This window comes from Chitinophaga silvatica (genome assembly GCF_003419895.1).
Classification (GTDB): Bacteria; Bacteroidota; Bacteroidia; order Chitinophagales; family Chitinophagaceae; genus Chitinophaga; species Chitinophaga silvatica.
Genome location: NZ_QPMM01000006.1, coordinates 69386 through 94311 on the forward strand (window position 1 = coordinate 69386; position 24926 = coordinate 94311).

Here is a 24926-nt window from a genome sequence, read left to right on the forward strand (position 1 = left end):
AGATAATAATCCTCATTTTTTAGCTTTACGTTTAGGTTTTTGTTAAATATCAAAGAAGATAAGGCGTTATATTAGATCAGGATCTAATTAATCTAAAACCCAAAAAGAACATGAAAAAAAGGATTACCCTATTCCTTTATTCCCTTGCCATTTTGGCCCTGGTATGTCAACCTGCCCTGGCACAGTTAACCGATCAACAGGAAAGAAATCTGACAGCCTTTGCAAAAATGTATGGTTATGTTCAGTATTTCCATCCATCGGATGAGTCTGCTACTACTTCCTGGGATCAATTTGCCATTTATGGAGTTAATAAAGTAATGAGTGCAAAAGATGATGACCAATTGTTGGGCGTACTGAATGAACTATTCAAACCAATTGCTCCGGCCGCCCTGATATATAAAGGCAAAGAACCTTCTCTTCCTAATATTAATCCTATCAACAAAAATGACTATAACATTGTCGCATGGCAACATACTGGTGTGGGAGTTAAAAACAGCTACAATGCAAAAAGCGGAACCTATAAAAGCATAAGAATTAACAGACCTGTAATTAAGATTAGTGAAGGAAATGATGGTTTTGCACCTACTTCTATTGCAATTAATACAGATTCTCTTCGTGGCAAGGCATTTTCCTTTACGGGCTGGCTAAAAGTAAATGCAGTTGGTACGGGTGCTCTATTTGCTCGTGTAGATAAAAAGTATGGCCCCGGCTTCTTTGATAATATGGGTAATCGTCCGGCCTCCGAAAATACCTGGAAACAATATACGATAGAAGGGATAATAGACAAAGATGCAGAACAGCTGGTGCTTGGAGCTATGCTGATTGGAGAAGGAGACGTTTGGATAGATGATTTGCATCTGAAAGTTAAGGAAGGAAATAACTGGAAAGAAGTGCCATTGGAAAATGGCAGCTTTGAGAATCACGATGAAAACAACAAACCAGATAATTGGTGGACTCCCAATAAAACAAACTACCGGCTGATTTGCCAGCAACAAGAGAAAAAAGAAGGTAAATCGGCATTGTTAATTTCCAGTATTACCGAATTCCTTGACAATGGAAAGCTGGCCAAACCTATTTTTGATAAATACCCTAAGCCAGGTGAGTATATCCGTCAAACACTGGTTTCAGGAATATCCTGCTCGGTTCCATTAGCATTATATGGAGATAACGATCATACCTATCCTACTGCCGATAACAACGACTTAGAAACACTGCATTCTAAATATATTTCCTTCGCAAGTAACAAAAGATCAGGCGACTCACTAGACGTAAGATTAGCCGGAGTTATTATATCCTGGAATATCTTCCGCCACTTTTTTCCTTACTGGAATGATGCCTCCGTACAGCCAGATGAATTATTGCACTCAACCCTCCTGGCCTCAGTTTCTGATAAAACGGCTGAAGATTTCAGAGTTACCCTGGAACGCATGCTCGGCAAACTGCATGATGGTCATATGAGGGTATACCTGCCAGGTAGTGGAGAGATGAAATTTCTGCCGGTTATACTGGCACGTGGGGATGATAAAGTAGTTGTAAAATCGATAATCGACAGCACATTGCTTGATAGAGTGGCTCCCGGAGATATAGTAACTGCAATTAATGGCCGACCGGTTGAAGAAGTAATCAATGAGATGAAAGAGAGAGTTTCAGGTTCGTCGCAATACAAGGATGTTATGGCGTTTGCCAGACTTTCCAGAGATTCTTATTTTCCTGTTAATAATTTAACGCTGTTACATAAGGGAAACAAGGTAACTATTGAGGTTACACGAAATAGCGCCTGGGAGGCTTACGTCAAAGGTTCTAAACAAAGAGTTCCGGCAGGATGGATCAAACCGGATATTTATTACCTGGATCTGGATGCTGAGCCTATGGACTCCATTAAGGCGCGGATGAATGATCTAACAAAAGCAAAAGCTATCATCTGTGATCTTCGAGGATATCCTAACAGTAATCATGAATTGATCACCCATCTGTTGAAGAAGGAAGAAGATACTAAATGGATGTTTGTACCAAAGATTATTTATCCAAATTATCAGGAACCAGATTTTATAGGATTTGGATGGAACCTTAAACCCCAATCGCCCTATTTAAGCGCTAAGATTTATTTCCTGACAGATGGCCAGGCAATCAGTTATGCCGAGAGTTATATGGGTTTTATCAAGGATTTCAAATTAGCTACAATCATCGGTTCTCCAACAGCAGGTACTAATGGGAATATTAATCCTTTTACTTTACCCGGAGGCTATAATGTTTCCTGGACAGGGATGCTAGTAAAAAATCATGATGGTAGTAAACATCATTTAACTGGAATTGTACCGGATATATTGGTAAAACCAAGTGTGAAAGGAATCGCAGAAGAACGGGATGAAGTGTTGGAAAAGGCTATTAGTATGGCGCAACAGTAGTAACTTAATTGCATAAACGAAAGAACCCCACCTCTGCAGGTGGGGTTCTTTCGCTTTAACCTATTTTTTAACCTAAAATTTGATCTTAATTTTTCAATAATTATGCCAGTTATTAGAATATCTGGTAATGATTTCTACCGTTCATAACATTTATACTCCATCCTTGTTATCTAAGTGGTGATCATGTTTTGTTAACTATAAACCTGAAGTAAATGGAATACAGAAGATTAGGCCGCACTGGGCTTCAGCTTAGCATCCTTTCTCTCGGTAGCTGGGTAACATTTCATAAACAGATAGATGATAATTTGGTAGATAGATTGATGGGCATTGCATATGATAACGGAATTAATTTCTTCGACAATGCAGAATCCTACGCCCGTGGCGAATCAGAGAAAATGATGGGGCGTGTATTAAAGCAAAAATACTGGGAACGTAGTGCCTTCAACGTTTCAAGTAAAGTTTTTTTTGGTGCACATAAAGAAAATAAACCCAATCAGATTGGTCTGAGCCGTAAACATATTGTTGAAGCCTGCCACGAATCACTGCAACGATTACAGGTAGAATACCTCGATCTTTTCTTTTGCCATCGCCCCGATCCTGAAACTCCAATCGAAGAAGTGGTTTGGACCATGAACATTCTCCTGCAACAAGGTAAGATATTGTATTGGGGCACTTCCGAGTGGAGCGCACAGGAAATCATGGAAGCACATATGGTGGCACGTGAAAATCATTTAATTGGCCCTGCAATGGAGCAGCCGGAATACAATCTATTTAATCGCCGGAAGGTTGAAGTTGAGTTCGCGAATATTTATAGGAATATTGGATTGGGAACTACTATCTGGAGCCCGCTGGCTTCGGGGTTACTGACCGGAAAGTACAATAATGATGTACCTCCTGATTCTCGTTTAGGCCTGGAGGGATTTCAATGGTTAAAAGATAAAACCCTGGTTAAGGAAAAGATCGATAAAGTAAAGCAATTGGAAAAGGTAGCAGATCAATTAGGTACTACCCTGCCAATATTATCTATTGCCTGGTGTATTCGTAATCCCAATGTTACTACAGCTATTCTGGGTGCCACCAAAGAAACTCAACTGACGGAGAATTTGAAAGCAGCTGATTTGTATCCTTCCCTGACACTCAATATTATGGAAGAAATAGACCTGATAATGGGGAATGTTTCTGCCTAAAAATTTGGAAACCAATGCGTTTTTACTATTTTTCCATAAAATGATAGTAACATGGAAACAATTAATTGGGCTGATTTTGAGAAAGTAGAAATGCGGGTAGGAACAATTCTGGAAGTCAATGATTTCCCTAAAGCACGTAATCCTTCCTATCAGTTGGTGATCGATTTTGGTCCGGAGATCGGTTTGCGTAAATCCTCGGCTCAAATTACCCAATTATACCAGAAAGAAGAGTTGGTGGGACAGCAGGTTGTGGCGGTTGTGAACTTCCCACCAAAACAGATTGCCAACTTCATGTCGGAATGTTTGGTATTGGGTGCTGTAGGGCCTGAAAAAGAGGTGACGCTGCTTCAACCTGGTAAAAAAGTGATGAACGGACAGCGAATTGCATAGTTTTATTGATTTACATCAACATACACATTGTTATAATATTCAATTTTAAATTTTAATAATATTACAAATAAAATAATATAAAAATTAATTAACGATTATCCTCTGTTTACGAACAATAATATATCGTTCACGGAAATGAAACCCAGAAGAAAATTCGACGATATATCTTTGTTCTAGGTTTTTCATAGGATATGGTTAAAATTATTACAAGGGCGGTATTCTTACCACCCTTTTTTTATTTCCTTACCCCCCAAATTCTCCCTGATAGGTGTTTAAACATCGATTCTCTTATGAATCAATATCTTAGCACTTTTTGCTTATATATATTCTTATCATGAAGCGTTTTTTAGTCTTATACGTTCACCTTCTTTTTTGAGACGTTCACGGGATAAAATGCATCATTCACTAGAATCAGAACTTTATATTCAATAAAAACGGCCACCTTTGGTTTAGGTTTTTCAATAAAGATATGGTTAAAATTTTTCGGGGCTGTAGTCTTGCAGCCCTGTTTCTATTTTAGGACCTCCCACTTTTATATCTCCTTCTATCAGTCAACATCAAAAAAAATTGGATTTACAAATCCGGTTTCCCAGACTCATAAATCCAACTTATTGATTATTAATGATTTTACTTTGTGAAACTTGCAGGGTATGCTTTGTTCAGCAAATTATTATAGATAAAGCGATAGCTTTCGCTATTGGAATGTGCACTTTTAATACTTCTCCATCCATGACGCTCGCCAGGATATAACATAAATTCGAAATGCTTATTAAGGTTTTCCAGTGTATCAATCAACTGGATAGCGTTCTGCATATGCACATTATCATCCATGGTTCCATGTACAATACGCATAAGCCCCTTGTATTTATCTGCATATGTCATTACCGATGTTGCCTTATAGCCCTCAGGGTTTTCTGCGGGAGTATCCATATACCTTTCGGTATAATGACTATCATATAACTTCCAGTCTGTAACCGCAAAATTGGCCATTCCATAATTAAATACATCAGCTCCGTAGGTCAATGCCATACAGGTCATATAACCGCCAAAGCTACCTCCGGTCATGCAAATCTTGTTGGGATCTGCCCAGGTTTGACTACGCAACCAGATTGCTGCATCCATGTAATCTTCAATCTCGTGTTTACCCAACTGGCGATGGATATAATTCATTCCCATTTTGCCCAACTGACCACTGCTGCGGTTGTCTATAGCTACCTGAATAACGCCTTCCTGCGCCCACCATTGCTGGGTGCCATTGAATTTCCAGGTATCGTAAACAGTACCGGCATTTGGTCCGCCATAAATACTGATCAGAATCGGATATTTCTTTCCTGCTTCCATATGCACCGGCATAGTGATCGTCAACGGTAATACCAGTCCATCTCTGGTGGTATAGGTCTGAAGCGCGGTTTTAGCCAGGTTGTAATTGTCGAAATTACTTCCCTTGCTATCGCCTAATTCCCTGATAAGTTTACCATTACTATCCATCAACGCCATTTTAGATGGGGTTTGAAGGTTGGAATAGGTATTAATGTAGTATTTACCTCCGGGAGCCATGTTAATAACGTTGTTGAACTCCCCGGCTGTTAAACGGGTCATTGCGCCCGATTTCATGTTTACTTTATACAGATCGAAGCGGGTCGACTTTTCCTTACGTGCTGTAAAGTATACTACCAGGTTTTTATCGTCTATATGCAGCACTTCTTTTACAGTCCAGTTACCGGTTGTAAGTTGCTTTTTCAGTGAGCCATCCATGTTGTGCCAGTAGAGGTGCGACCAGCCGGTTTTATCGCTTTGCAGCAAGAAACCCTGGTTATTGGCGAGGAATGGAACGGCATCAAACCAATCGATCCAGGTTTTTTGCTCTTCGTTATAGATTACTTTTTTACTACCGTTATCCGGGTTGATGCTATAGATTTTCAGGTTATCCTGGCCTCTGTTCATCCACTGAATCCACAACTGGCGGCTATCCTCTGTCCAGAAAGGAGTTCCAAAATACTGGTCGTCGTTTTCATTGAAATCTGCCCAGGTGGTTGCTCCTCCTGTAACAGGCACTACTCCCAACTTTACCGCAGGATTAGGATCGCCGGCTTTAGGGTAGCGGGTATTTTCGAGGTAGCCATGCTGGCCTTTTTCACTATAAATTGGGAAAACCGGCACCTTACTGTCGTTAAAGTGCATGTAGGCAATTTTACGACTATCGGGGCTCCACCAGAATGCACGATATTTAGTCGGTCTGCCTAAAATTTCTTCATAATATACCCAGGATGCCCATCCGTTGTATACTACATCTGACCCGTCAGTGGTATACCTTGTTTCTTTTTTAGTGGCTACTTCAACACTGTATAAATCATTGTTTTTGGTGTAGGCCACGTATTTACCGTCAGGAGAAAGAGTTGGATTTTTTTCTTCTGCGGCATCATTGGTTAAGCGGATGCTAACACCATCCATGCCTTTATAAAGGATATCATTGTCTACAACGCTAACAGTAGGACCTAAAACAGGAGCTGTGTAAATAGTGGCTGCACCAGTGCGTGCGTCTATTGAATATGCCTGCATTTTGCCACCTTCAGGCCGCATTTCTATATAATGCTCAGCATCCGCCCATTTAGGAATATGGGGCAATGGCTTAGTTACATTAGTTGGCTTATCCTTGAAGGCTTCTTCGTAGGTAAAGTCTTGCTTTTGCTGGGCGCTCAAATTGGAGGCAGTTAGTACCAGTAAAGCAAGTGTCTGAATAGTGGTTGGTTTAAACCATCGTTCGCTTCTCATAAAAAAATAATATAACTGAGGTGGTTTTGTTGTAAAAAGTTAGCTGGCGAAAATAAGCATAACTCTATAATAGCGTGAACATTTTACATTAGGCGGCGCATATTGCCAACCATCGGTCATTTTCCTCCATTTACGCCCCATTTTATGTCAAATGTGAAGAAAGCTTATAAATAGCAGTGATGCCCGTTATCTTTAAGCTGGTTTTCATAGGATATGGTCAAAAAATAAGAGGGCTGTAGTCTTACAGCCCTTTTTATTATTTTTGCACTCCAATAGGGAATAAATAACATGACACAATTATCTGAGCAAGAGATTATCCGCCGGGAAAAACTGCAGGAGCTGCATAATTTAGGGATCGACCCCTATCCGGCAGCCGAGTATCCGGTAAATGATACTTCCGTTAATATTTTAAATAACTATTCGGAGGAAACTAAAGACAAATTCCAGGACGTTTGCCTGGCTGGCCGTATTATGAGTGTTAATGATAGAGGGAAGGCAAACTTTATCAAGATCCAGGATAGCACTGGCCGTATCCAGGTTTATTTGAAACGCGATGAAATTTGTCCGGGTGAGGATAAGTCTTTCTACGATGTTGTATTCAAAAAACTGATGGATATCGGTGATATCGTTGGGGTAAAAGGCTATGCTTTTGTGACTAAAACCGGGGAAACCTCTATTCACGCTAAAGAAATCTCCCTGTTATCCAAATCATTGCGCCCGTTCCCGATTGTAAAGGAAAAGGATGGAGAAGTATTTGACGCGGTTTCAGATCCTGAGTTCAAATACCGTCAGCGCTATGCAGATATGGTAATTAATCCTGGTGTGAAAGATGCTTTCATCAAACGTACCAAGATTATGCAAACGATCCGCGATTTCTATAACAACCTGGGTTACCTGGAAGTAGAAACGCCTATTTTGCAACCAATCCCTGGCGGAGCTACTGCCCGTCCGTTTATTACACATCACAATGCACTGGATATTCCTTTATACCTGAGAATCGCTAACGAGTTGTATCTGAAGCGTTTGATAGTAGGTGGATTTGATGGCGTTTATGAATTTGCGAAGGATTTCCGCAACGAAGGGATGGATCGTACCCACAACCCTGAGTTTACAGTAATGGAAATGTACGCTGCTTATAAAGATTATGAGTGGATGATGCGTACCACTGAATCCCTGTTGGAAAAAGTAGCACTTACCCTTCACGGAACTACTGAAGTTCAGGTAGGGGAGAAAACTATCGACTTCAAAGCTCCGTTCCGCCGTGTAACCATGTATGACGCCATTAAGGAGCATACTGGATTCGATATCTCAGGAATGGATGAAGCACAACTCAGAGACGTTTGCAAACAATTAGGTATACACGTAGATGCTAAATACGGAAAGTCTAAACTGATAGACGAAATCTTTGGTGAAAAATGTGAAGGACATTACGTTCAGCCTACTTTCATCACAGATTATCCGGTAGAAATGAGCCCATTAACTAAAAAGCACCGTAGCAAACCAGGATTGGTTGAGCGCTTCGAGCTGATAGTAAATGGTAAGGAAATTGCTAATGCTTATAGTGAGCTTAACGATCCGCTCGATCAACGCGAACGCTTTGAAGAACAGGTTAAACTGATGGAAAGAGGCGACGATGAAGCAATGTATATCGATTATGATTTCCTCCGTGCCCTGGAATATGGTATGCCACCAACTTCTGGTATCGGTATCGGAATCGATAGGTTAACAATGCTGATGACAAATCAACCATCCATTCAGGATGTGTTGTTCTTCCCACAGATGAGACCTGAACAGGCATAAAAATTTACAATCTGTAGATAATTTAAACGGTAAGAGCGGAGGTTAATAACCTTCGCTCTTTTTTTATTTAAGAGGATTTGAACACATATTAAACAAAAGCGCTATTAAAACGTTACATCGTTTATTGGCCATCGTATCAAAAAGTTAGCATATGAAAACTATTCTCGTTCCAACAGATTTTTCAGATACAGCTTATAATGCTGCAGTATATGCCATCTCTCTGGCAAATAATTATGGTGCATCACGCATTGTGTTGTACCATGCCTATGAGCTTATTGTTCCTATCCCAGATGTGCCTACCATGGTACCGATGGTGAATCCGGACGATCTGAAAGCTGCGAGCATGGAGGGTCTGGAAAAAATGCAGAAGGAACTCCAGGATCTCCTCAATCCTGGTATTGCAATAGTTGTAAGGGCAGATAATACTTTACTGGCAGCCACCATTGAGGAAGTATGTAAAAGTGAAGAAGTAGATCTGATCGTAATGGGTATTACAGGAGGTACTAAATTAGAAGAAGTACTGGTGGGGTCTAATACAATTGACGTGGTAAAAACAACTAATTATCCGGTTTTAATAGTGCCTGGTCAGGGAACTTTTAAACCTGTTAGTAAAATTGTATTTGCTACAGATTTGCAAAAGATAGTGGAAACAACCCCAATTGATTTGTTAATCAAATTTCTTGATATGTTTAACGCCGAAGTACACGTGTTAAATATTGATCACAAGAATAAAAATTTCAATTCAGATACGCCCTACGAAACATTGATGCTGGATACTATTTTGGAAAAGTTTAATCCGATTTTTCATTTTATTGATGATAAAAATATTGTTGAGGGTATAATGCATTTTGCAGATGCCAACAAAGCAGACCTTATCATCACTATTCCTAAAAAACGTGGTTTGTTCCAAAGCATTTTCACCAGAAGCAGAACTTCAAAACTGGCTTATCAAACACATATTCCTTTGTTGACATTACGCGAATAATATTTACATTTGACTTACATTAAAGTTCATAATAATACTATGCTTAAACGTTCATTATCGGTATTGCTAGGATGTTTACTCCTTACGCAAGTTAGTAATGCCCAGTTGTTAAAAAAGCTGGGAAAGAAATTAGAAACAGCTACTAAAAAAGATAGTTCCAGTAACAGCAGCTCCACTATTTCTCTTGCCAGTTTAACGGAATCAGATGCCGGTTCTGCAATTAAAGAAGCGCTTTCAAAAGGTGTTTCCGCTGGTATCGCTAAACTTAATAAAACAAATGGTTTCTTTGGAAGTGATATTTATAAAGTATTGCTCCCTCCAGATGCTGTTAAAATAGAAAATACTTTAAGATCTATTGGTCTGGGAAGTCAGGTAGATAAAGCAATTCTGCAGATCAACCGTTCTGCCGAAAAAGCTGTAGGATATGCAGCTCCGATTTTCGTGAACGCTATCAAGCAAATGACACTGACAGATGCTGTTAATCTGATTAAAGGAGGAAACACTTCTGCGACAGATTATTTCAAAGGCAAAACTACAGATGAGCTGAAATCGGCCTTCTCGCCTATTATTCAAAAAACACTGGATAGTACAGCTGCTACCCGTTATTACACTGATATCGTAAATACATATAACAAGCTGCCTACTACCTTTACAAAAGCAAATCCGGATCTGAAAGATTACGTAACAACTATGGCTGTTAATGCCTTGTTCGATCAGATTGGTAAAGAGGAACAGTCTATCAGGGCTAATCCTGCTGCCAGAACTACTGAGTTACTGCAAAAAGTATTCGGCGCTAAATAGCTCGCTGGCTCGCTTGTTTCTCGCAGAGAAGCAGAGATTAATATTAAGAGGCATAAGGATCGAAGCGAATGGTCTTAAGGACTTCGGATAGGTTTCAATACAAATAGAAACCATTCAGCAGTTCTTAAAAATATTCGCTTCGATCCTTATGCCTCTTAATATTAATCTCTGCTTCTCTGCGAGAAACAAAAGCGAGCAACGCGAGCTCACCCCGCCAGCAACACCTGCCACGCTGCCTCTACCCTACCCTGGTCTAAAAGTGTTTTAGCGTAGGCATGTAGTTCTTTTTCCATCTCGTCTGGCGTTACGCTGTAATATTGAATGATATTTTTTAGATGATCGTCATGGAAAGCCGGGTCTATAAACGGCATTTCATGAACATTACCTAACTGACCAAGGTTATTGCCTGTCAGAATATTGCTGTTGCGAATATTGGCAGGTAAGGCATCTACGCCGATCCCCAGTTTTGTATTTGGTTTGGCTACCTCAAATACGGCATCGCCGGAAGCACGACAATAGAAATCGCCTCCCATACGGGCTACAAGGTCTATCTTGTGTGGATCAATTTTGCCGTTGGCGTTTAGGATCTCATCGTTTATATGCAGCATTACGGGTTCACAGATAACAAGGTTACCTGCACCACCTTCCTGGCCGGTTTCAATTATTTCTTTAACGATACATTCTATTTGTACCGGGCTTTCTTTTACTCTGAAAGGTTTAATTTTTTCAGAGGGTAAAGGGGTAAATCCGGCTTTCTCAAACTCGTTTACTCCAGCCGGATATTCACAACTGGCTAAAGAGGTTTGTTGTACCATGTTATAATTCACCACATTAATAACAACTTCCTTTGTAGCATATACATTTTCCAGTGTATGCTTCACCGTATTATCTCTGACTCTTCTGGCCGGGGAGAAAATAAGGGTAGCAGGGTTAGACCCAAAAACGTTAAAGAAGCTGAATGGCGAGAGGTTTGGCCTGCCGTCCTGATCTATGGTGCTGGCAAAGCAGATAGGTCGTGGAGCTACTGCACCCAGTAAATAGGCATGTAGCTCGCTGGTTTTAATTAGTGAAGGATCTATCTGCATAATTATGCTTTTTTCTTTAATGCAAGGATAGAGAAATCACTGTCTTCTTTCGCAATGGTATTAATTAATTGCCCCAAACCAGTTACTTCCATTTCAACAACATCATTGGGTTGCAGCCATTGTTCTTTATAATCAGGATCATTGAGCTTTCCTGTACCATTGAGCTCCAGGAAGCATCCGGTGCCTACTGTACCACTTCCAATGATATCGCCGGGCAAAATATTAGCTCCGTATGCGCAGCGTTCTACGATTTCGGCAAATGTCCAGTCCATATCGCCCATATTGCCTTCACTGACCTGAATACCATTTACTTTGCAGGTCATTTTCAGGTTATAATTATTTCCGGTATGTCCTGGTTTTGCAGGTATTTTATATTGTTCCAGTTCGTCGGGAGTTACTAACATCGGGCCTACAACAGTGCTAAAATCTTTCCCTTTTGCCGGCCCCAGATTCAGGAGCATTTCTTCCATTTGCAGGGTACGTGCGCTCATATCATTCATGATCATATAACCACCGATATAGTCATCTGCTTCAGCTGCTGTAATATTTCTGCCTGGTTTACAGATTACTATAGCTACTTCCAGTTCAAAATCCAGTTTCTGGAAATGATCGGGCATGCAGGGGATTGCACCGGGGCCCTGAATTGCATTATGATTGGTAAAATAGAAAATCGGATATTGATCGAATTCAGGAATCATCGGTACTTTCCTGTTTCTGCGTGCTGCAGCCACGTGTTGGCGGAATGCATATCCATCGCGGCAGGAAGTTGGGAATGGAACAGGTGAAAGCAGTTCAACAGCACTTACAGGGATTCCGGTAGCACCGCCCGGATGCTTACCATTTTTGAGCATTGTATCGGCCTGGCGGGCGATTTCTATTACATCTTCCCACATCATTAAAAACATGCCCATATTGTTGGGCAGGTCTGGATGCAAGTCCTGTGTATTGTAAAGTAAGCCGTCGTGCAGAATGGCTAGTTGATCTGATTCTTCTCTTAAATAACTTACAAGTTTCATATAGTTGCTTGTTCTGGGTGTATGAAAGTGCCAAATATAAGATTAATGCAGCATCATTGGTAGCATTCTATCCAACGAAAAAAGGTATATTTATGTACCGAACTATCGTATATGCGTCACAGTTTTCTGATAGGTTGTTTGATTTGTTATTATTCTATAGCTGTAGCTCAGGTGCCCGACGATTCATTATTAAGGAACCTAATCTGGCAGAAAGCATCCCCGGGGTTAAGGCATATATTGCAGTATCCCGATTCCTTCAGATATCAGCTTATTTATACGCAGATCGATAGAAATAAACATAACGTTCCATCATTTACGAACCGTTATTTTTCGGTAAATGATAATCAATATTTTAATCCTGCCAGCACGGTTAAATTGCCGATAGCACTGCTGGCTTTAGAGAAATTAAGAAAGTTAAAGATCCCGGGTCTGAATGCTAATACAACAATGTTAACTGATAGCATAAGAGCAGAACAAGTAAGGGTATTACAGGATACCACTGCAGAAAATGGATTGCCTTCAGTTGCTCATTACATTAAAAAAATATTTCTGATCAGTGATAATGATGCCTATAACAGGCTTTATGAGTTTATTGGGCAGCAATCTGTAAATGAGAGCATAGGGGTAAAGGGCTATAAAGGCGTCAGAATATTAAGGCGGTTTATGCCTTTAACGGAAGAGGAAAACAGGAATACCAATCCGATAAGGTTTGTTAGCGATGATCGCTTAATTTATTCGCAGCCTCCTGCATATGATACTTTAACATTTGATTTTAGCCGACAGATTCTGATTGGTAATGGGTATTTGGATAAAAATGATCAACTCGTTCTGCAGCCTATGGATTTTACCCGGCACAATATTTTCCCTTTAACATCATTGCAGCATATGTTGCAAACAGTGATGTTTCCGGCTTCTGTTGCAGAAAGAGAAAGGTTTGATTTAGGAAAGGAAGATTATGATTTGTTATATCGTTTTATGTCTCAGTATCCTTCGGAGACTTCCTGGCCCCGATATGATACCGCAGAGTACTACGATAGTTTTACGAAGTTCTTCTTTTTCAAGGCGGGAAAGCAGAACATTCCATCTGTTATTCGTGTATTTAATAAAGCTGGATGGTCATATGGTTTTTTAACGGATGCTTCCTATATCGTTGATTTTAAACATGATATCGAATTTATGCTGACGGGAACTTTGTATGTTAACCGCGACGGGATATTGAACGATAACAAGTATGAATACGAGGAGGAAGGATACCCGTTTTTTAAAGAGATAGGTGAAATCATTTATCAGTATGAGTTAGAGCGCAAAAGAAAGTATAGGCCAAACCTTCAGTCATTCAAAATGAAATATGGGAGGAATTAACCCAACTAAATCAATTAGCGGATTGAGCGAAATAATACATGAACGTTGTATTTTTGCATGCCAATCAAGCCGTTGTATTCAAATTTTTTATCATTTTTGAATTTTCGGTCAGGTATTTTAGAAAGGTTTTATTCATATCCCGTAACTGCACTCAAAATTTGGGAGTTATGAAGTTTGAAAAGATTAAGAACAAAGGACAGGCAAGATTATTTGAAAGCCAGTATCTGGAGATGCTAACCAAAACGCATCCATTAGTGATCTGGGGTATGTATTTACCCATTATTGGTTATATGTTGTATTATAGCCATGCAGCTTTAGGGTTTAAAGTTGGAACAGTTGCAGCCATATTCTTTGGGGCCATGTTTTTCTGGTCTTTTTTTGAGTATATCATGCACAGATTCATTTTCCATTTTGCTAGTGATAGCCCCAAAGTGCAACGTTTTATTTATGTTATGCATGGTAACCACCATGAGTATCCCCGAGATAAGCAAAGGTTATTCATGCCTCCGGTACCAAGTCTGATCTTAGCATCAGTTATATTTGGTGCACAATATATTTTCCTGCGCCAGATCACATTTATGTTTTTCCCGGGCTTTTTGCTGGGCTACCTCATTTATGGCAGTATGCATTATGCCATACATGCCTGGAACCCTCCATTCCGATTTATGAAACCATTATGGAGAAACCATCACCTGCATCATTATAAAAGTGAAGACAAAGGTTTTGGTGTGAGTTCTTCAATTTGGGATCATGTTTTTGGAACCTTTTTCGATAATAAGGAAAAGGAAGACAAGGAGAAGGTTAAGGAATTAATGTTCTAATAAAAAAAGAAGGGATATTCCCTTCTTTTTTTATTACCATCTTTCTTCATCATCCGGCAAATCCTGTTGTTTGTAGGTTGCCCTCGAAATTATTTTTTGTAATTGTCGCTCAACAATTAAGCTAGCTATTGGTCTGTAAGGATCAATACCCATTGCTGCAGCTTCATTCAGTAATTGCTTTACCTTTTTTTCTGCGACATCTACCCTGTAGAGCAAATAAACGAATTGCTGAAAATCATTACTGATCATAGTTTCCAGCTTTCCTGCCAACAAATCCAGCAATTGATCAAAACTAACGTTATCCGGTACACTGATATGAAAATTATCCTGTGTCCAGAGTACTGTTTCCTGTAGATATTTTGCTGGTAATGATGTCATTACTTCATTTGTTTTATTTTGTAGGAGGCATTGGTTATAATCTTAACCGGTACCTTCTTATAATTCTTCATTTTTTTGGCTAAGTAGGTGTATTCTCCGGACATTTCAGTGTTTTGTACACAGATGGAAGGGAATCCGCTACTAAGATTAATCAGGTAATTAGAACTGGTAGTACCACTAATTGCTGCAGTTGCTTTAATGTCATCATCCAGTTTCAGGGTTTGTACTTTATCTGTTTTTATTTTAGAAGTACCATTAATCTTTGCTGTCTGAGAATCCCAGGTTTGGAGTGTCCAGTAGAGGTCTATTCTTCCTACCAGGCCACCGCGCATAGGAACGTTTTCTTCCCATTGTGTGCCGGTTTTAACGCCATGAGCAGGGTACATTACAAGTAATTGTTCGAGCCAGCCGCGGAAAGCGTCTGTTCCAAACTGGTCCTGCATTAGTTTTTTGTAGGCTTCCTGTTCGTCTTTTTTCAGGTTATTGAATGCATCATCAGCTTTTTCAAGTAAGGCATCCAATCCATCTACTTTATTAATAATTCCTGTAGTCTGAATTTCAACTGTGAATGGCTGATCAAGGATTTTTTTCAGACCGGCCTGAAATGGTTCCTGATCATTGGTCACTTTTGCATCTACAAAAATGTTGTGATTTTTTGCATTGAAGTTGAATTTCAGATCTTTATACCGAAAAGTAAGCAATGTTTTTCCCGGTTCTATATTAGTTACATCTATGCTAATGATATTGTTGTAGTCGCGGGTTGTGCGTTGTACTATACTGTTTACAGTTACATAGGTTTCGCTTCTGCTTTTTTGTTCCAGTTCGAATTGTTCACCTTTATGGAAGGTATAGTTTAAATCGAGATAGGCAGAACCCTGTGCATTGGCATTTACAAAAGCAAGAGAGAGAATAAAAAAGCCGAGAATTTTTTTCATTACTATTTAATTTGATCAAACATACTTTTCGATCACACCTAACCCGAAAAGTGCGAAATCGTATTTCGCCGGGTCGTCGGGATCTAATTTCCTTAGTTCATGTGTTAGTTCAGTAGCTGTTTTCCAGTCAGATTTGGCTTCTGATATTAGTCCAAGTCTTGCAGCTACTCTGCTAACGTGTATGTCTACCGGACATACAAGTTGTGATGGTGATATATGTTGCCATAGTCCAAAATCTACGCCATTTTCATCTTTTCTTACCATCCAGCGTAAATACATATTCAAACGCTTACAGGCCGAGTTTTTGGCTGGTGTTGCAATATGTTTTCCCGTTCTTTCGGGATGTTCCAATGCAAAGAAGACTTTTCTGAAACCTATTAATGCATTTTCAACATCTTCGTCTTCAGCGCTGATATGACCGCTGAAAGCAAATTCCAATGAAGTTACATTGGAGTAATAATGCTGCAGAAATTCAACAAAATACATCAGGTCAAGACCATTGAAGGTCCGATGACTAAACGACATCAGATTCATTCTGTCTCTGGGCTGGTGATTGCGGATAAAGTCGTAAGGTGCATTATCCATCATTTTCATCAGCAACGTGCATTTATTAATAATGCTGGTGCGATTGCCCCAGGCGAGAATTGCTGCAAACAGGCCTGCTATTTCAATGTCCTGTAATTGACTGAACCGATGAGGAACGCTAATAGGATCATTGGTAATAAAGTCCGGTTTGTTGTAATAGTCGGCTTTGGCATCTAAGAATTCCCGTAATAACTGGATCTTCATAATATTATTGGTGTATCGGCAGGTATACCTTATCACCGGTAAAGGCAATCAGGAACCCCGGGATATGGTTAGGGCAAAAATGTACGCGTTGGTAAAGATAATTTTTACCGGATAAGAATAGAAATCAATTCTATCAAAGGCTAAAAATCAGTTTATTATCCGATAGCTTTATTCAGGTCCTCAATCAAATCATCCACATCTTCTATGCCCACACTTAATCTTATCAAGGAGTCGGCCAGTCCGTTTTTAATTCTTTCTTCTCTCGGAATGGATGCATGGGTCATACTGGCCGGGTGGCCGATTAGTGACTCTACTCCCCCCAGTGATTCGGCCAATGAAAACAGGTGAGTATTGCTTAACACCTGGTTGGCGGCTTCCATACTGTCATTTTTCAGAGTAAAGGAGATCATTCCCCCAAACCCACGCATTTGTTTGGCTGCAATCTTATGATTGGGATGATCGGTAAAGCCTGGCCAATAAACCTTGTCGACTTTCGGATGATTGCGCAGGAAATGGGCAATGGCTGCACCATTTTCACAGTGGCGTTGCATTCTTACATGCAGGGTTTTAATTCCTCTCAGCACTAAAAAACAGTCCTGAGGGCCGGGAACTGCTCCACATGAGTTTTGCAGGAAATAAAGCTGTTGAGCCAAAGCTTCATCCTTAACGATAATAGCCCCGTGAACTACGTCACTATGCCCGCCCAGGTACTTGGTAGCAGAATGTAATACTATATCGGCACCCAGGTCTATAGGGTTTTGCAGGTATGGAGAGGCAAATGTATTATCAATTGCCAGCAGGGCTTTATGTTTGGCTGCAATTTTAGCGCAGGCAGCTATATCTATAATCTTTAATAAGGGATTAGTAGGAGTTTCAATCCAGATCATTCGGGTTTGAGAGGTGAGATGCTGTTCTATAGTGGCAGCATCAGACATATCAATAAACCTGAAATGAATGCCTAATGGTTGAAATACCTTGGTAAATATGCGATATGTTCCACCATATAAATCATTGGTAGCCACTACTTCATCGCCAGGTTTCAGGAGTTTTACAATTGCGTCAATGGCTGCCATTCCACTTCCGAAACAAATACCGTGGGTTCCGTTTTCAATAGCTGCCAGTGCATTCTGTAAAGCATCCCTGGTGGGATTCTGGGTTCTGGCATATTCGTAACCTTTATGATCGCCCGGGGCGGCCTGCACATAGGTAGATGTCTGGAAAATGGGCGTCATAATGGCGCCTGTAGAAGGGTCTGGGGAAACACCGGCATGTATTAGTTTGGTACCTAATTTCATATCGCTCTGATTTTTAACCATCAATTGACTTTTTTGGTGGTTTCCAAATATACCGTGTTTTTATGATTGTGGGAGGTAGCTGAGCAGATATAAAAAAGGGCAAATTCGATTAAGAATATTTGCCCTTTTCCTATAATATTATAATATGATCGTATAAAACCCGACGGTTACGAACATTTTTATATCGTTCACCAATTACTATATATCAGAAACGAATAATCGAATTAAATTCGTTTAGGTTTTTCATAGGATATGGTTAAAATTCTTAAGGCGGTATTCTTACCGCCTTTCTTTTTTTTATTTTTTCTTACCGGCAACGGCATCAGACCATTTAATCGGTAAACTTACACTCACTTTATCCCAGGCAATAATCAGATTAGCACCCGGATCTCCTTTTTCAAATACCATAGTAAATGCATCTACCGGCGTATCTAAGGCTAATACTGGCAATGCTGTTCTAACTACATCCTTTTTAGCATCATACTTAAATGCTCCCCAGATATCAGTTTCCTTATTCAGGATGATTGTCCAGGTTTTTTCTGTTGGAATTGCATACAGGGTATATCTTCCTTTCGGAATGTTTTTCCCTGCGATAACAACAGGTCTGAAGAATTCAATTTCTGTGGCTTCATTGGCGCCTAATCTCCAGATTTTTCCATATTCTTCGAGGTTACCGAATATTTCTCTTCCTTTGGTTTGCGGGCGACTATATATAACCCTGGCGACTAAACTACCTGGTTCTCCTTTAACTTTTACAGTGTAGGGATACATAACCGGATAATAAGCCATATCCATCGGGCTCGCATCTAAAGGCGGCATTTTTTTATCCTGGGCAAATACTTGAATGCTCAATAAGCAGGCAAAGAAGGCAATCAAACGAAATTTTCTCATCCGGAAAGGTTTTTCTATTTAAAATGACTGGACAAACCTACCTATTTTTAAGGAATAGAAAAAGAGCTAAACAGCCTTTTAACAAGCTATTGGCGGTTTTCCTGCAGCAATAAATTTTCTACATGTTTTTGTAAATCGGGGAAGAATTCCTGATAACATAATTTCAGTCCTTCATAATGCTCCATAAATACAGCGTAGATAATATTCGGGTCAGTATCCAGGTACTGCGCTCTCATGGCAATGCCCCTCATGGATCTGAAAATCCCATCGATATAATGATAGTTGTATAGCCAGTTGAACTCCTCCATGGATTTGAACATCCGGAGGAATGTTTCAGGTAGCTCACTTTTCCGCTCATTGATCACACTGTAAACGTATTTGGCAAATTGGCGCAGCGAGTCATCGGTAAACCGTTCAGGATCGGTAGCCAGGAAATGATCATAAATCAGATCCACAAACACGCCGCTATAAAGCCCGCAGGAAGGTGTAAAATACCTTTTGGCCTTATGGGTTACAGGATGTTGATCAGTAAAGGTGTCTATTGCCCTATGAATAGTAATACCATATTGAATATCCGGTGCATAAGCTGAAAGCTGAGCCCGGCCTTTCACAAAATCCGCAATCAGGTTTCCTGTTATTAAGGCAGGTTGCCTGAATGATAAATATGCATGGGCTAAATGGTTCATAAAAGCAAGGTAATGATTTATGATGAGTGCGGTTGCTTTTTTTGATTGATGTTATAACAAGGTAATTATCAAGCTATTAATGTTAAAAATGTTCAATTACCATTTGTAAGCTCCTTCCTTAAAATTTATCCATTTTAACAATATCTTAACCTTGGCCGATGCAACATTGGCAAAGTAGAACCAACAGATAGGCTATGGCTTATTTATATAGTGTAATGTGCATTGCCGGGCAGGCGGACGTCCATTATCGGATAGCTCAACTAATCTTGTGTTCCCACCAGTAAAGTATCACTTGTCATAGGGCCTGTTTCAGATGTAGCTTTGATCCGAAATCAAAAACAAACATTAAAAAACAAACAATAAAATTTTTTCCGCCATGAAAAAACTAGTTGCAATCCTGGGTATTTCTCTCGTTCTCTGCACAAATTCGCTTTTTGCGAACGCATATGAAACTACTGTTAGCAAGAAGATTTCTTCTTCTTTTAATGAATACTTTGTAGGAGCTAAAGATGTAAAATGGTATACTGATGATAATCAGACCTTCACTGCAAAGTTTACCTTAAACAGTAGTAAAGTAACAGCTTATTATCGCGAAGATGGCAGCCTGTTGGCTACTTCCCGCTTTCTGACCGGCAGTCAGCTTCCTATCAATGTACTCACCAAATTGAATAAGAAGTATGCCGACTGTACTGTTTACTCAGCCGTTGAATATTCAGCTGATGATGTAACAGTATTCTATATCACAATGGAAAGTAAGGATAGTTGGATAACAGTAAAAGCCGATAAAGAAGGCAATGCTCGTACTACCAAAAAGATGAAAAAAGCCTGATTTAGTTTTAGTAGTGTTAAAAATACAGTGCCTTCGGTTTTCACCGGAGGCACTTTACTTATATATCATACGCTGTGCTGTTAAATTATCTTAACTTTGCCACCTATTAAGGCTTTATTAGCCAGACTGTTAATGTATAAATGATTAAATGACATGAACAAGGGACCCGTTTCTCAATTTATCCAGCACCATTATCGCCACTTTAATGCTGCTGCATTAGTGGATGCTGCCAAAGGATATGAAACACACCTGCTGGAAGGCGGTAAAATGATGGTGACTTTGGCCGGTGCAATGAGTACGGCCGAACTGGGCATTTCTTTCGCAGAAATGATCCGTCAGGGTAAAGTTGATATCATTTCCTGTACTGGTGCAAACCTGGAAGAAGATATCATGAATTTGGTGGCTCATACTCACTATAAAAGAGTACCTAACTACCGCGATCTTAGCCCGCAGGAAGAATGGGATTTGCTGGAGCAAGGATTTAACCGCGTAACCGATACCTGTATTCCTGAAGAAGAAGCTTTCCGCCGCATTCAAAAACATATCCACAAAATATGGAAGGATGCTGAAGAAAAAGGCGAACGTTACTTCCCTCACGAGTTTATGTACAAACTCCTTCTGAGTGGTGTAATGGAAGAAAACTATGAGATCGATCCTAAAAACAGCTGGATGCTGGCTGCTGCCGAGAAGAATATTCCTATCATCGTTCCGGGATGGGAAGATAGCACCATGGGTAATATCTTCGCTTCTTACTGCATAAAAGGCGAACTCAAAACCAGTACAATGAAGAGCGGTATCGAATACATGATCTTCCTGTCTGAGTGGTATCGTCAAAATTCCGGTGGTAAAGGTGTTGGTTTCTTCCAGATCGGTGGTGGTATCGCTGGTGACTTCCCTATTTGCGTTGTGCCAATGATGTACCAGGATCTCGAATGGACAGATGTTCCTTTCTGGTCTTACTTCTGCCAAATCTCTGACTCTACTACCTCTTATGGTTCTTATTCAGGAGCTGTTCCTAATGAGAAAATCACCTGGGGTAAACTGGATATTCACACACCTAAATTTATCGTTGAATCAGATGCTACTATCGTGGCTCCACTGATCTTCGCGTATATTCTGGGATGGTAAGTCCTTTGACACGAAATAAAAGAAGAAGCCTCAGATTAATTCTGAGGCTTCTTCTTTTATACAAATAACTCTCCCGCTATCCCATCTGCAAACAATCTCCCGGCATTAGTAAGCCTTAAGCTCTCCCCTATTTTTTCCATTTTACCAGCTACGATAAAAGGCTGACTATGGGCTAATAAATGCAGTACATATTCTCTTCCGAATTTCTCCGCCACCCATTCCAGGTTACAACCGGCAGAAGTGCGCAGGGTGGTCATAATATATTCATTGAATTGCATGCTGGTGGTGAGCGACTCTATTTCAAAAGGTACTTTACCAGCCTCAATACTTTTTATATATAAGGCATTATTTGCCACATTCCATTGTCGGGTTACCCCGTTAAATGAATGGGCAGAGGGGCCTAAACCTAAATAATGTTTGCCTTGCCAATAGCTGCTGTTATGTCTTGAGTGCCATCCGGGTAGGGCGAAGTTGGAAATCTCGTAATGTTCATAACCGGCTTCTTTCAACCATTTCATAAGCATTTCAAAATGAAGGGCAGCCTTATCAGGATCTGTTGCTTCCATTTTTTTCTTTTTGATGAAATGATCGAGTGCTGTTCCTGGTTCTACGGTTAATGCATAGCAGGAAAGATGCGGGATACCTAAAGAAATGGCACGTTTCACATTCTCTTCCCAGCTTTCATTGCTGAGGGTCGGACCTCCGTAAATAAGGTCTATGGTGATATTCTCAAAGCCGATTGATTTAGCATTCAGAATGCAATTAATGGCTTGTTCGCTATCATGGGCTCTGTTCATCCATTTCAGATCGGCCTCCAGAAAAGACTGAACACCAATACTTAATCGGTTGATTCCAGCAGCTTTAAGCTCATTAAGCTTTTCAATGGAAAGGTCGTCCGGATTAGCTTCCAGGGTTATTTCGGCATTTGGAGATACCGGAAATAATTCTCTCAGGCGGCTGAGTAAAGAACCTAACTCCGCCGAAGTGAGTAAACTAGGAGTTCCGCCGCCGAAATAAATGGTTTCTACTTCAGCATCATTTAAATAATGTTGCTGATATTCCATTTCCTGCAGAATGCTTTTTACCATATCTTCCTGATGTTGTCGGGAAGTGGAAAAATGGAAATTGCAGTAATAGCAAGCCTGTTTACAAAACGGGATATGTAAATAAATGCCGGACATCTGTATTTTAATACCTTGTTGTAATGGGTCTTGTGGACCGGTCAACTATGGACTATTTTAATATCTTTGCAAACGACAAATTTACGTTGCAGTTTTGTTTTGTGAACAGGACGGTGTTAATTGCTGCTATATTCCCTTAAAAAAGGGAAATTGAAATTTGTGAAAAACCGATTATAAAGTCATTGAAAAATATTTTCCTGGTGCGAAACTGGTTATTGTCGCTATTCTTTTTTCTGATTTATTGGCCACTGCAGGCTCAAACAGCTGATAGTACTGTTCCTGAAGTTCCTAAGACGGTGATTCATAAACCATTGCAGCAACGTGTGGGGGCAGATTCAGGCCGACCGGCTGCCAGGACTATTCCTGTTAAAAGAGATTCTACTCATCGGGCCACCGTACAGGCTGCTGTTCCAAAGCCTGATTCGGTAAATGTGCCAAAGGATACAGCTATGCTGGCGGATAGCTTGGCAAAAGCTACTCCTAAAGTATTGCCACCCAGTGATTTCGATATTTACCTGCAGAAGCTGGCATCAACAAATGATTTCCTGAAACCCGGGAGAAACAGGTTTGTTGATACTAATCCGGAAAGGCCATATCGCGATATCGATTGGCTGATTTACCTGATTGCCGGAGTTGTGTTGCTTTTGAGTATTATCCGTTTATCATATCGTAAATATTTTGCGGATCTTTTCAGAGCCTTTTTGAATCCTACATTGAGTCAGCGGCAGTTGAAAGACCAGTTGTCTCAATCTCCGTTTCCGAACTTTTTATTAAATGCATTCTTTGCTATTTCGCTAGGGTTGTATTTATATCTGGTGTTGTTCAACCTTCAGATTTTTCCGCAGGCAGAGCCGTGGTTATTGATTCCGGGGTTGATTTTGCTGGTGGTGATTATCTACCTGGTTAAATATATTGTATTGAGATTTTGTGGATGGTTGTTTGGAAATTCTGAATTGGCAGATGCATATATTTTTATCCTTTTTCTGATAAATAAGGTTTTGGGTATTTTACTAGTGCCATTTTTAGTGATAATGGCATTCTGTAAGCCGCAAATTGCCAATACTTTCCTCTATATATCTTTATTTTTTATTGCGTTACTCGTTGTTTATAGGTATATTAGATCATATTCCTTGGTTAAACAATACCTATCTTTCAGTAAATTGCATTTTTTTCTTTACCTTTGCGCATTCGAAGTAGCACCGGTTTTGATTCTGATCAAGGTGTTACAGAATATCTGGTTAACTGGTAATCCCTGATTATCGCCTATTGTTAACACAAGAGCAAAAAACGTATGATAAAAGGCGGGCCAAAAAAAGATTTGCAAGGTAAACAAATTCAGTCAATCCTAATTTCTCAACCTAAGCCTGAAACAGAAAAATCGCCTTATTTCGACCTGGCGAAAAAATTCAATGTTAAGTTGGATTTCTTCCCGTTCATTAAGGTAGAAGGTTTGCCAGCTAAGGAGTTTAGAAAACAGAAAATCGACATTCCTGGCTATACGGCCGTAATTTTTACAAGTCGTAACTCGGTAGATCACTTTTTCCGGATATGTGAAGAAATGAAGATTAAAGTGTCGCAGGATTGCAAATACTTTTGTATTACAGAAGCTGTTGCGTTGTATCTTCAAAAGTTTATTCTTTACCGCAAGCGTAAAGTGTTTTTCGGTGCCGATGGTTCTACCAAAGGTGTACTGGAAGTAATGAATAAACATAAGGACAATGAAAAATTCCTTTTCCCTAGCTCTGATAGCCAGAAAAAGGATATTGAGGAGTGGTTGAAAGCCAATAAGTGCGAGTATGCAACTGCTACCCTTTACAAGACGGTATCTACTGATGTAAAGGAAGTATTGGGTGCTACCAGCTATGATATGATTGTGTTTTTCAGTCCTTCCGGGGTAAAATCACTGTTTGAAAATGTACCGGGCTTCGTGCAGAACGGAACACATATTGGTGCATTTGGTCCTACTACTTCTGCTGCTGTAGAAGAAGCCGGATTAAGACTGGATGTAAAAGCTCCGCAACCACAGGCACCTTCTATGGTAGCTGCATTGGAACAATACCTCACCTCATTAGGTAAGAAGTAAAAAAAATTTTAAAAATATTGAAGCGTCTCTACAAAGTAGAGGCGCTTTTTTTGTTTCTTGCAATAACCCAAAAGAGCTTTTGCTCCTTTTGGAAAAATTCTAATATT

The 24926-nt window shown here is 40.0% G+C and carries 22 protein-coding genes; 12 read left to right on the forward strand and 10 right to left on the reverse strand.

What is annotated here, in order from left to right:
• The first annotated feature begins 110 nt into the window (after nt 1–110).
• From DVR12_RS11425 to DVR12_RS11435, 3 genes are all read left to right on the forward strand, one after another.
• The gene (locus DVR12_RS11425) at nt 111–2405 is read left to right on the forward strand and encodes a S41 family peptidase (RefSeq protein WP_116975813.1); all 2295 of its coding nucleotides are present in this window, start codon (nt 111–113) and stop codon (nt 2403–2405) included.
• A gap of 212 nt (nt 2406–2617) precedes the next feature.
• Nucleotides 2618–3592, forward strand: a complete 975-nt coding sequence (locus tag DVR12_RS11430) for a potassium channel beta subunit family protein (RefSeq protein ID WP_116975814.1) — start codon at nt 2618–2620, stop codon at nt 3590–3592.
• A 51-nt stretch (nt 3593–3643) separates the two neighbouring features.
• Complete coding sequence (locus DVR12_RS11435; protein ID WP_116975815.1) at nt 3644–3982, forward strand: tRNA-binding protein; 339 nt, start codon at nt 3644–3646, stop codon at nt 3980–3982.
• A 627-nt stretch (nt 3983–4609) separates the two neighbouring features.
• Here DVR12_RS11435 and DVR12_RS11440 read toward each other — a convergent pair.
• Nucleotides 4610–6754, reverse strand: coding sequence for a S9 family peptidase (locus DVR12_RS11440; protein WP_116975816.1), 2145 nt, complete (start codon nt 6752–6754; stop codon nt 4610–4612).
• Between the two features lie 288 nt (nt 6755–7042).
• Between DVR12_RS11440 and lysS the strand changes: the two genes are divergently transcribed.
• From lysS to DVR12_RS11455, 3 genes are all read left to right on the forward strand, one after another.
• The gene (gene lysS / locus DVR12_RS11445; protein WP_116975817.1) at nt 7043–8554 is read left to right on the forward strand and encodes a lysine--tRNA ligase; all 1512 of its coding nucleotides are present in this window, start codon (nt 7043–7045) and stop codon (nt 8552–8554) included.
• A gap of 151 nt (nt 8555–8705) precedes the next feature.
• The gene (locus DVR12_RS11450; RefSeq protein ID WP_116975818.1) at nt 8706–9539 is read left to right on the forward strand and encodes a universal stress protein; all 834 of its coding nucleotides are present in this window, start codon (nt 8706–8708) and stop codon (nt 9537–9539) included.
• A gap of 39 nt (nt 9540–9578) precedes the next feature.
• A complete protein-coding gene (locus tag DVR12_RS11455) occupies nt 9579–10340 on the forward strand; it encodes a DUF4197 domain-containing protein (RefSeq protein WP_116975819.1) in 762 nt (253 codons plus the stop codon).
• 206 nt (nt 10341–10546) lie between these two features.
• Here the strand turns inward: DVR12_RS11455 and DVR12_RS11460 are convergent, their stop codons facing one another.
• Complete coding sequence (locus DVR12_RS11460) at nt 10547–11425, reverse strand: flavin reductase family protein (protein WP_199417088.1); 879 nt, start codon at nt 11423–11425, stop codon at nt 10547–10549.
• 2 nt (nt 11426–11427) lie between these two features.
• Nucleotides 11428–12441, reverse strand: a complete 1014-nt coding sequence (locus tag DVR12_RS11465) for a fumarylacetoacetate hydrolase family protein (protein ID WP_116975821.1) — start codon at nt 12439–12441, stop codon at nt 11428–11430.
• Nucleotides 12442–12552: 111 nt separating this feature from the next.
• On the opposite strand from DVR12_RS11465, the gene DVR12_RS11470 reads away from it, so the two are divergent.
• Together DVR12_RS11470 and DVR12_RS11475 are read left to right on the forward strand one after the other, a co-directional pair.
• The gene (locus DVR12_RS11470; RefSeq protein ID WP_116975822.1) at nt 12553–13803 is read left to right on the forward strand and encodes a serine hydrolase; all 1251 of its coding nucleotides are present in this window, start codon (nt 12553–12555) and stop codon (nt 13801–13803) included.
• Nucleotides 13804–13970: 167 nt separating this feature from the next.
• Complete coding sequence (locus DVR12_RS11475) at nt 13971–14624, forward strand: sterol desaturase family protein (protein ID WP_116976210.1); 654 nt, start codon at nt 13971–13973, stop codon at nt 14622–14624.
• Nucleotides 14625–14657: 33 nt separating this feature from the next.
• Here the strand turns inward: DVR12_RS11475 and DVR12_RS11480 are convergent, their stop codons facing one another.
• The 6 genes from DVR12_RS11480 to DVR12_RS11505 all read right to left on the reverse strand — a co-directional run bounded on the left by DVR12_RS11480 (nt 14658) and on the right by DVR12_RS11505 (nt 19598).
• Complete coding sequence (locus DVR12_RS11480; protein ID WP_116975823.1) at nt 14658–15002, reverse strand: hypothetical protein; 345 nt, start codon at nt 15000–15002, stop codon at nt 14658–14660.
• Nucleotides 15002–15937, reverse strand: coding sequence for a DUF6263 family protein (locus tag DVR12_RS11485; protein ID WP_116975824.1), 936 nt, complete (start codon nt 15935–15937; stop codon nt 15002–15004). Before DVR12_RS11485 ends, DVR12_RS11480 begins: the two co-directional genes overlap by 1 nt.
• 15 nt (nt 15938–15952) lie before the next feature.
• Nucleotides 15953–16726: a TIGR02757 family protein gene (locus tag DVR12_RS11490; protein WP_116975825.1), complete on the reverse strand. Its 774-nt coding sequence runs from the start codon at nt 16724–16726 to the stop codon at nt 15953–15955.
• Nucleotides 16727–16881: 155 nt separating this feature from the next.
• On the reverse strand, nt 16882–18042 hold the full coding sequence (locus DVR12_RS11495) for a cystathionine gamma-synthase (RefSeq protein WP_116975826.1): 1161 nt from the start codon (nt 18040–18042) through the stop codon (nt 16882–16884).
• A gap of 276 nt (nt 18043–18318) precedes the next feature.
• The gene (locus tag DVR12_RS11500; protein ID WP_116975827.1) at nt 18319–18912 is read right to left on the reverse strand and encodes a DUF2911 domain-containing protein; all 594 of its coding nucleotides are present in this window, start codon (nt 18910–18912) and stop codon (nt 18319–18321) included.
• An 86-nt stretch (nt 18913–18998) separates the two neighbouring features.
• Nucleotides 18999–19598 (reverse strand): acyl carrier protein phosphodiesterase, encoded by a 600-nt coding sequence (locus DVR12_RS11505; RefSeq protein ID WP_116975828.1) that lies wholly within the window; start codon nt 19596–19598, stop codon nt 18999–19001.
• Between the two features lie 376 nt (nt 19599–19974).
• Here DVR12_RS11505 and DVR12_RS11510 point away from each other — a divergent pair, with 376 nt between their 5' ends.
• The gene (locus DVR12_RS11510; protein ID WP_116975829.1) at nt 19975–20427 is read left to right on the forward strand and encodes a hypothetical protein; all 453 of its coding nucleotides are present in this window, start codon (nt 19975–19977) and stop codon (nt 20425–20427) included.
• A 153-nt stretch (nt 20428–20580) separates the two neighbouring features.
• Nucleotides 20581–21555, forward strand: coding sequence for a deoxyhypusine synthase family protein (locus DVR12_RS11515; protein ID WP_116975830.1), 975 nt, complete (start codon nt 20581–20583; stop codon nt 21553–21555).
• A gap of 56 nt (nt 21556–21611) precedes the next feature.
• On the opposite strand, the gene hemW is transcribed toward DVR12_RS11515, so the two are convergent.
• Nucleotides 21612–22781: a radical SAM family heme chaperone HemW gene (gene hemW, locus DVR12_RS11520; protein WP_233522321.1), complete on the reverse strand. Its 1170-nt coding sequence runs from the start codon at nt 22779–22781 to the stop codon at nt 21612–21614.
• Nucleotides 22782–22918: 137 nt separating this feature from the next.
• On the opposite strand from hemW, the gene DVR12_RS11525 reads away from it, so the two are divergent.
• Nucleotides 22919–23992: a DUF4271 domain-containing protein gene (locus DVR12_RS11525; RefSeq protein ID WP_116975831.1), complete on the forward strand. Its 1074-nt coding sequence runs from the start codon at nt 22919–22921 to the stop codon at nt 23990–23992.
• A 62-nt stretch (nt 23993–24054) separates the two neighbouring features.
• The gene (locus DVR12_RS11530) at nt 24055–24819 is read left to right on the forward strand and encodes a uroporphyrinogen-III synthase (RefSeq protein ID WP_233522329.1); all 765 of its coding nucleotides are present in this window, start codon (nt 24055–24057) and stop codon (nt 24817–24819) included.
• The last annotated feature ends 107 nt before the right edge of the window (nt 24820–24926 follow it).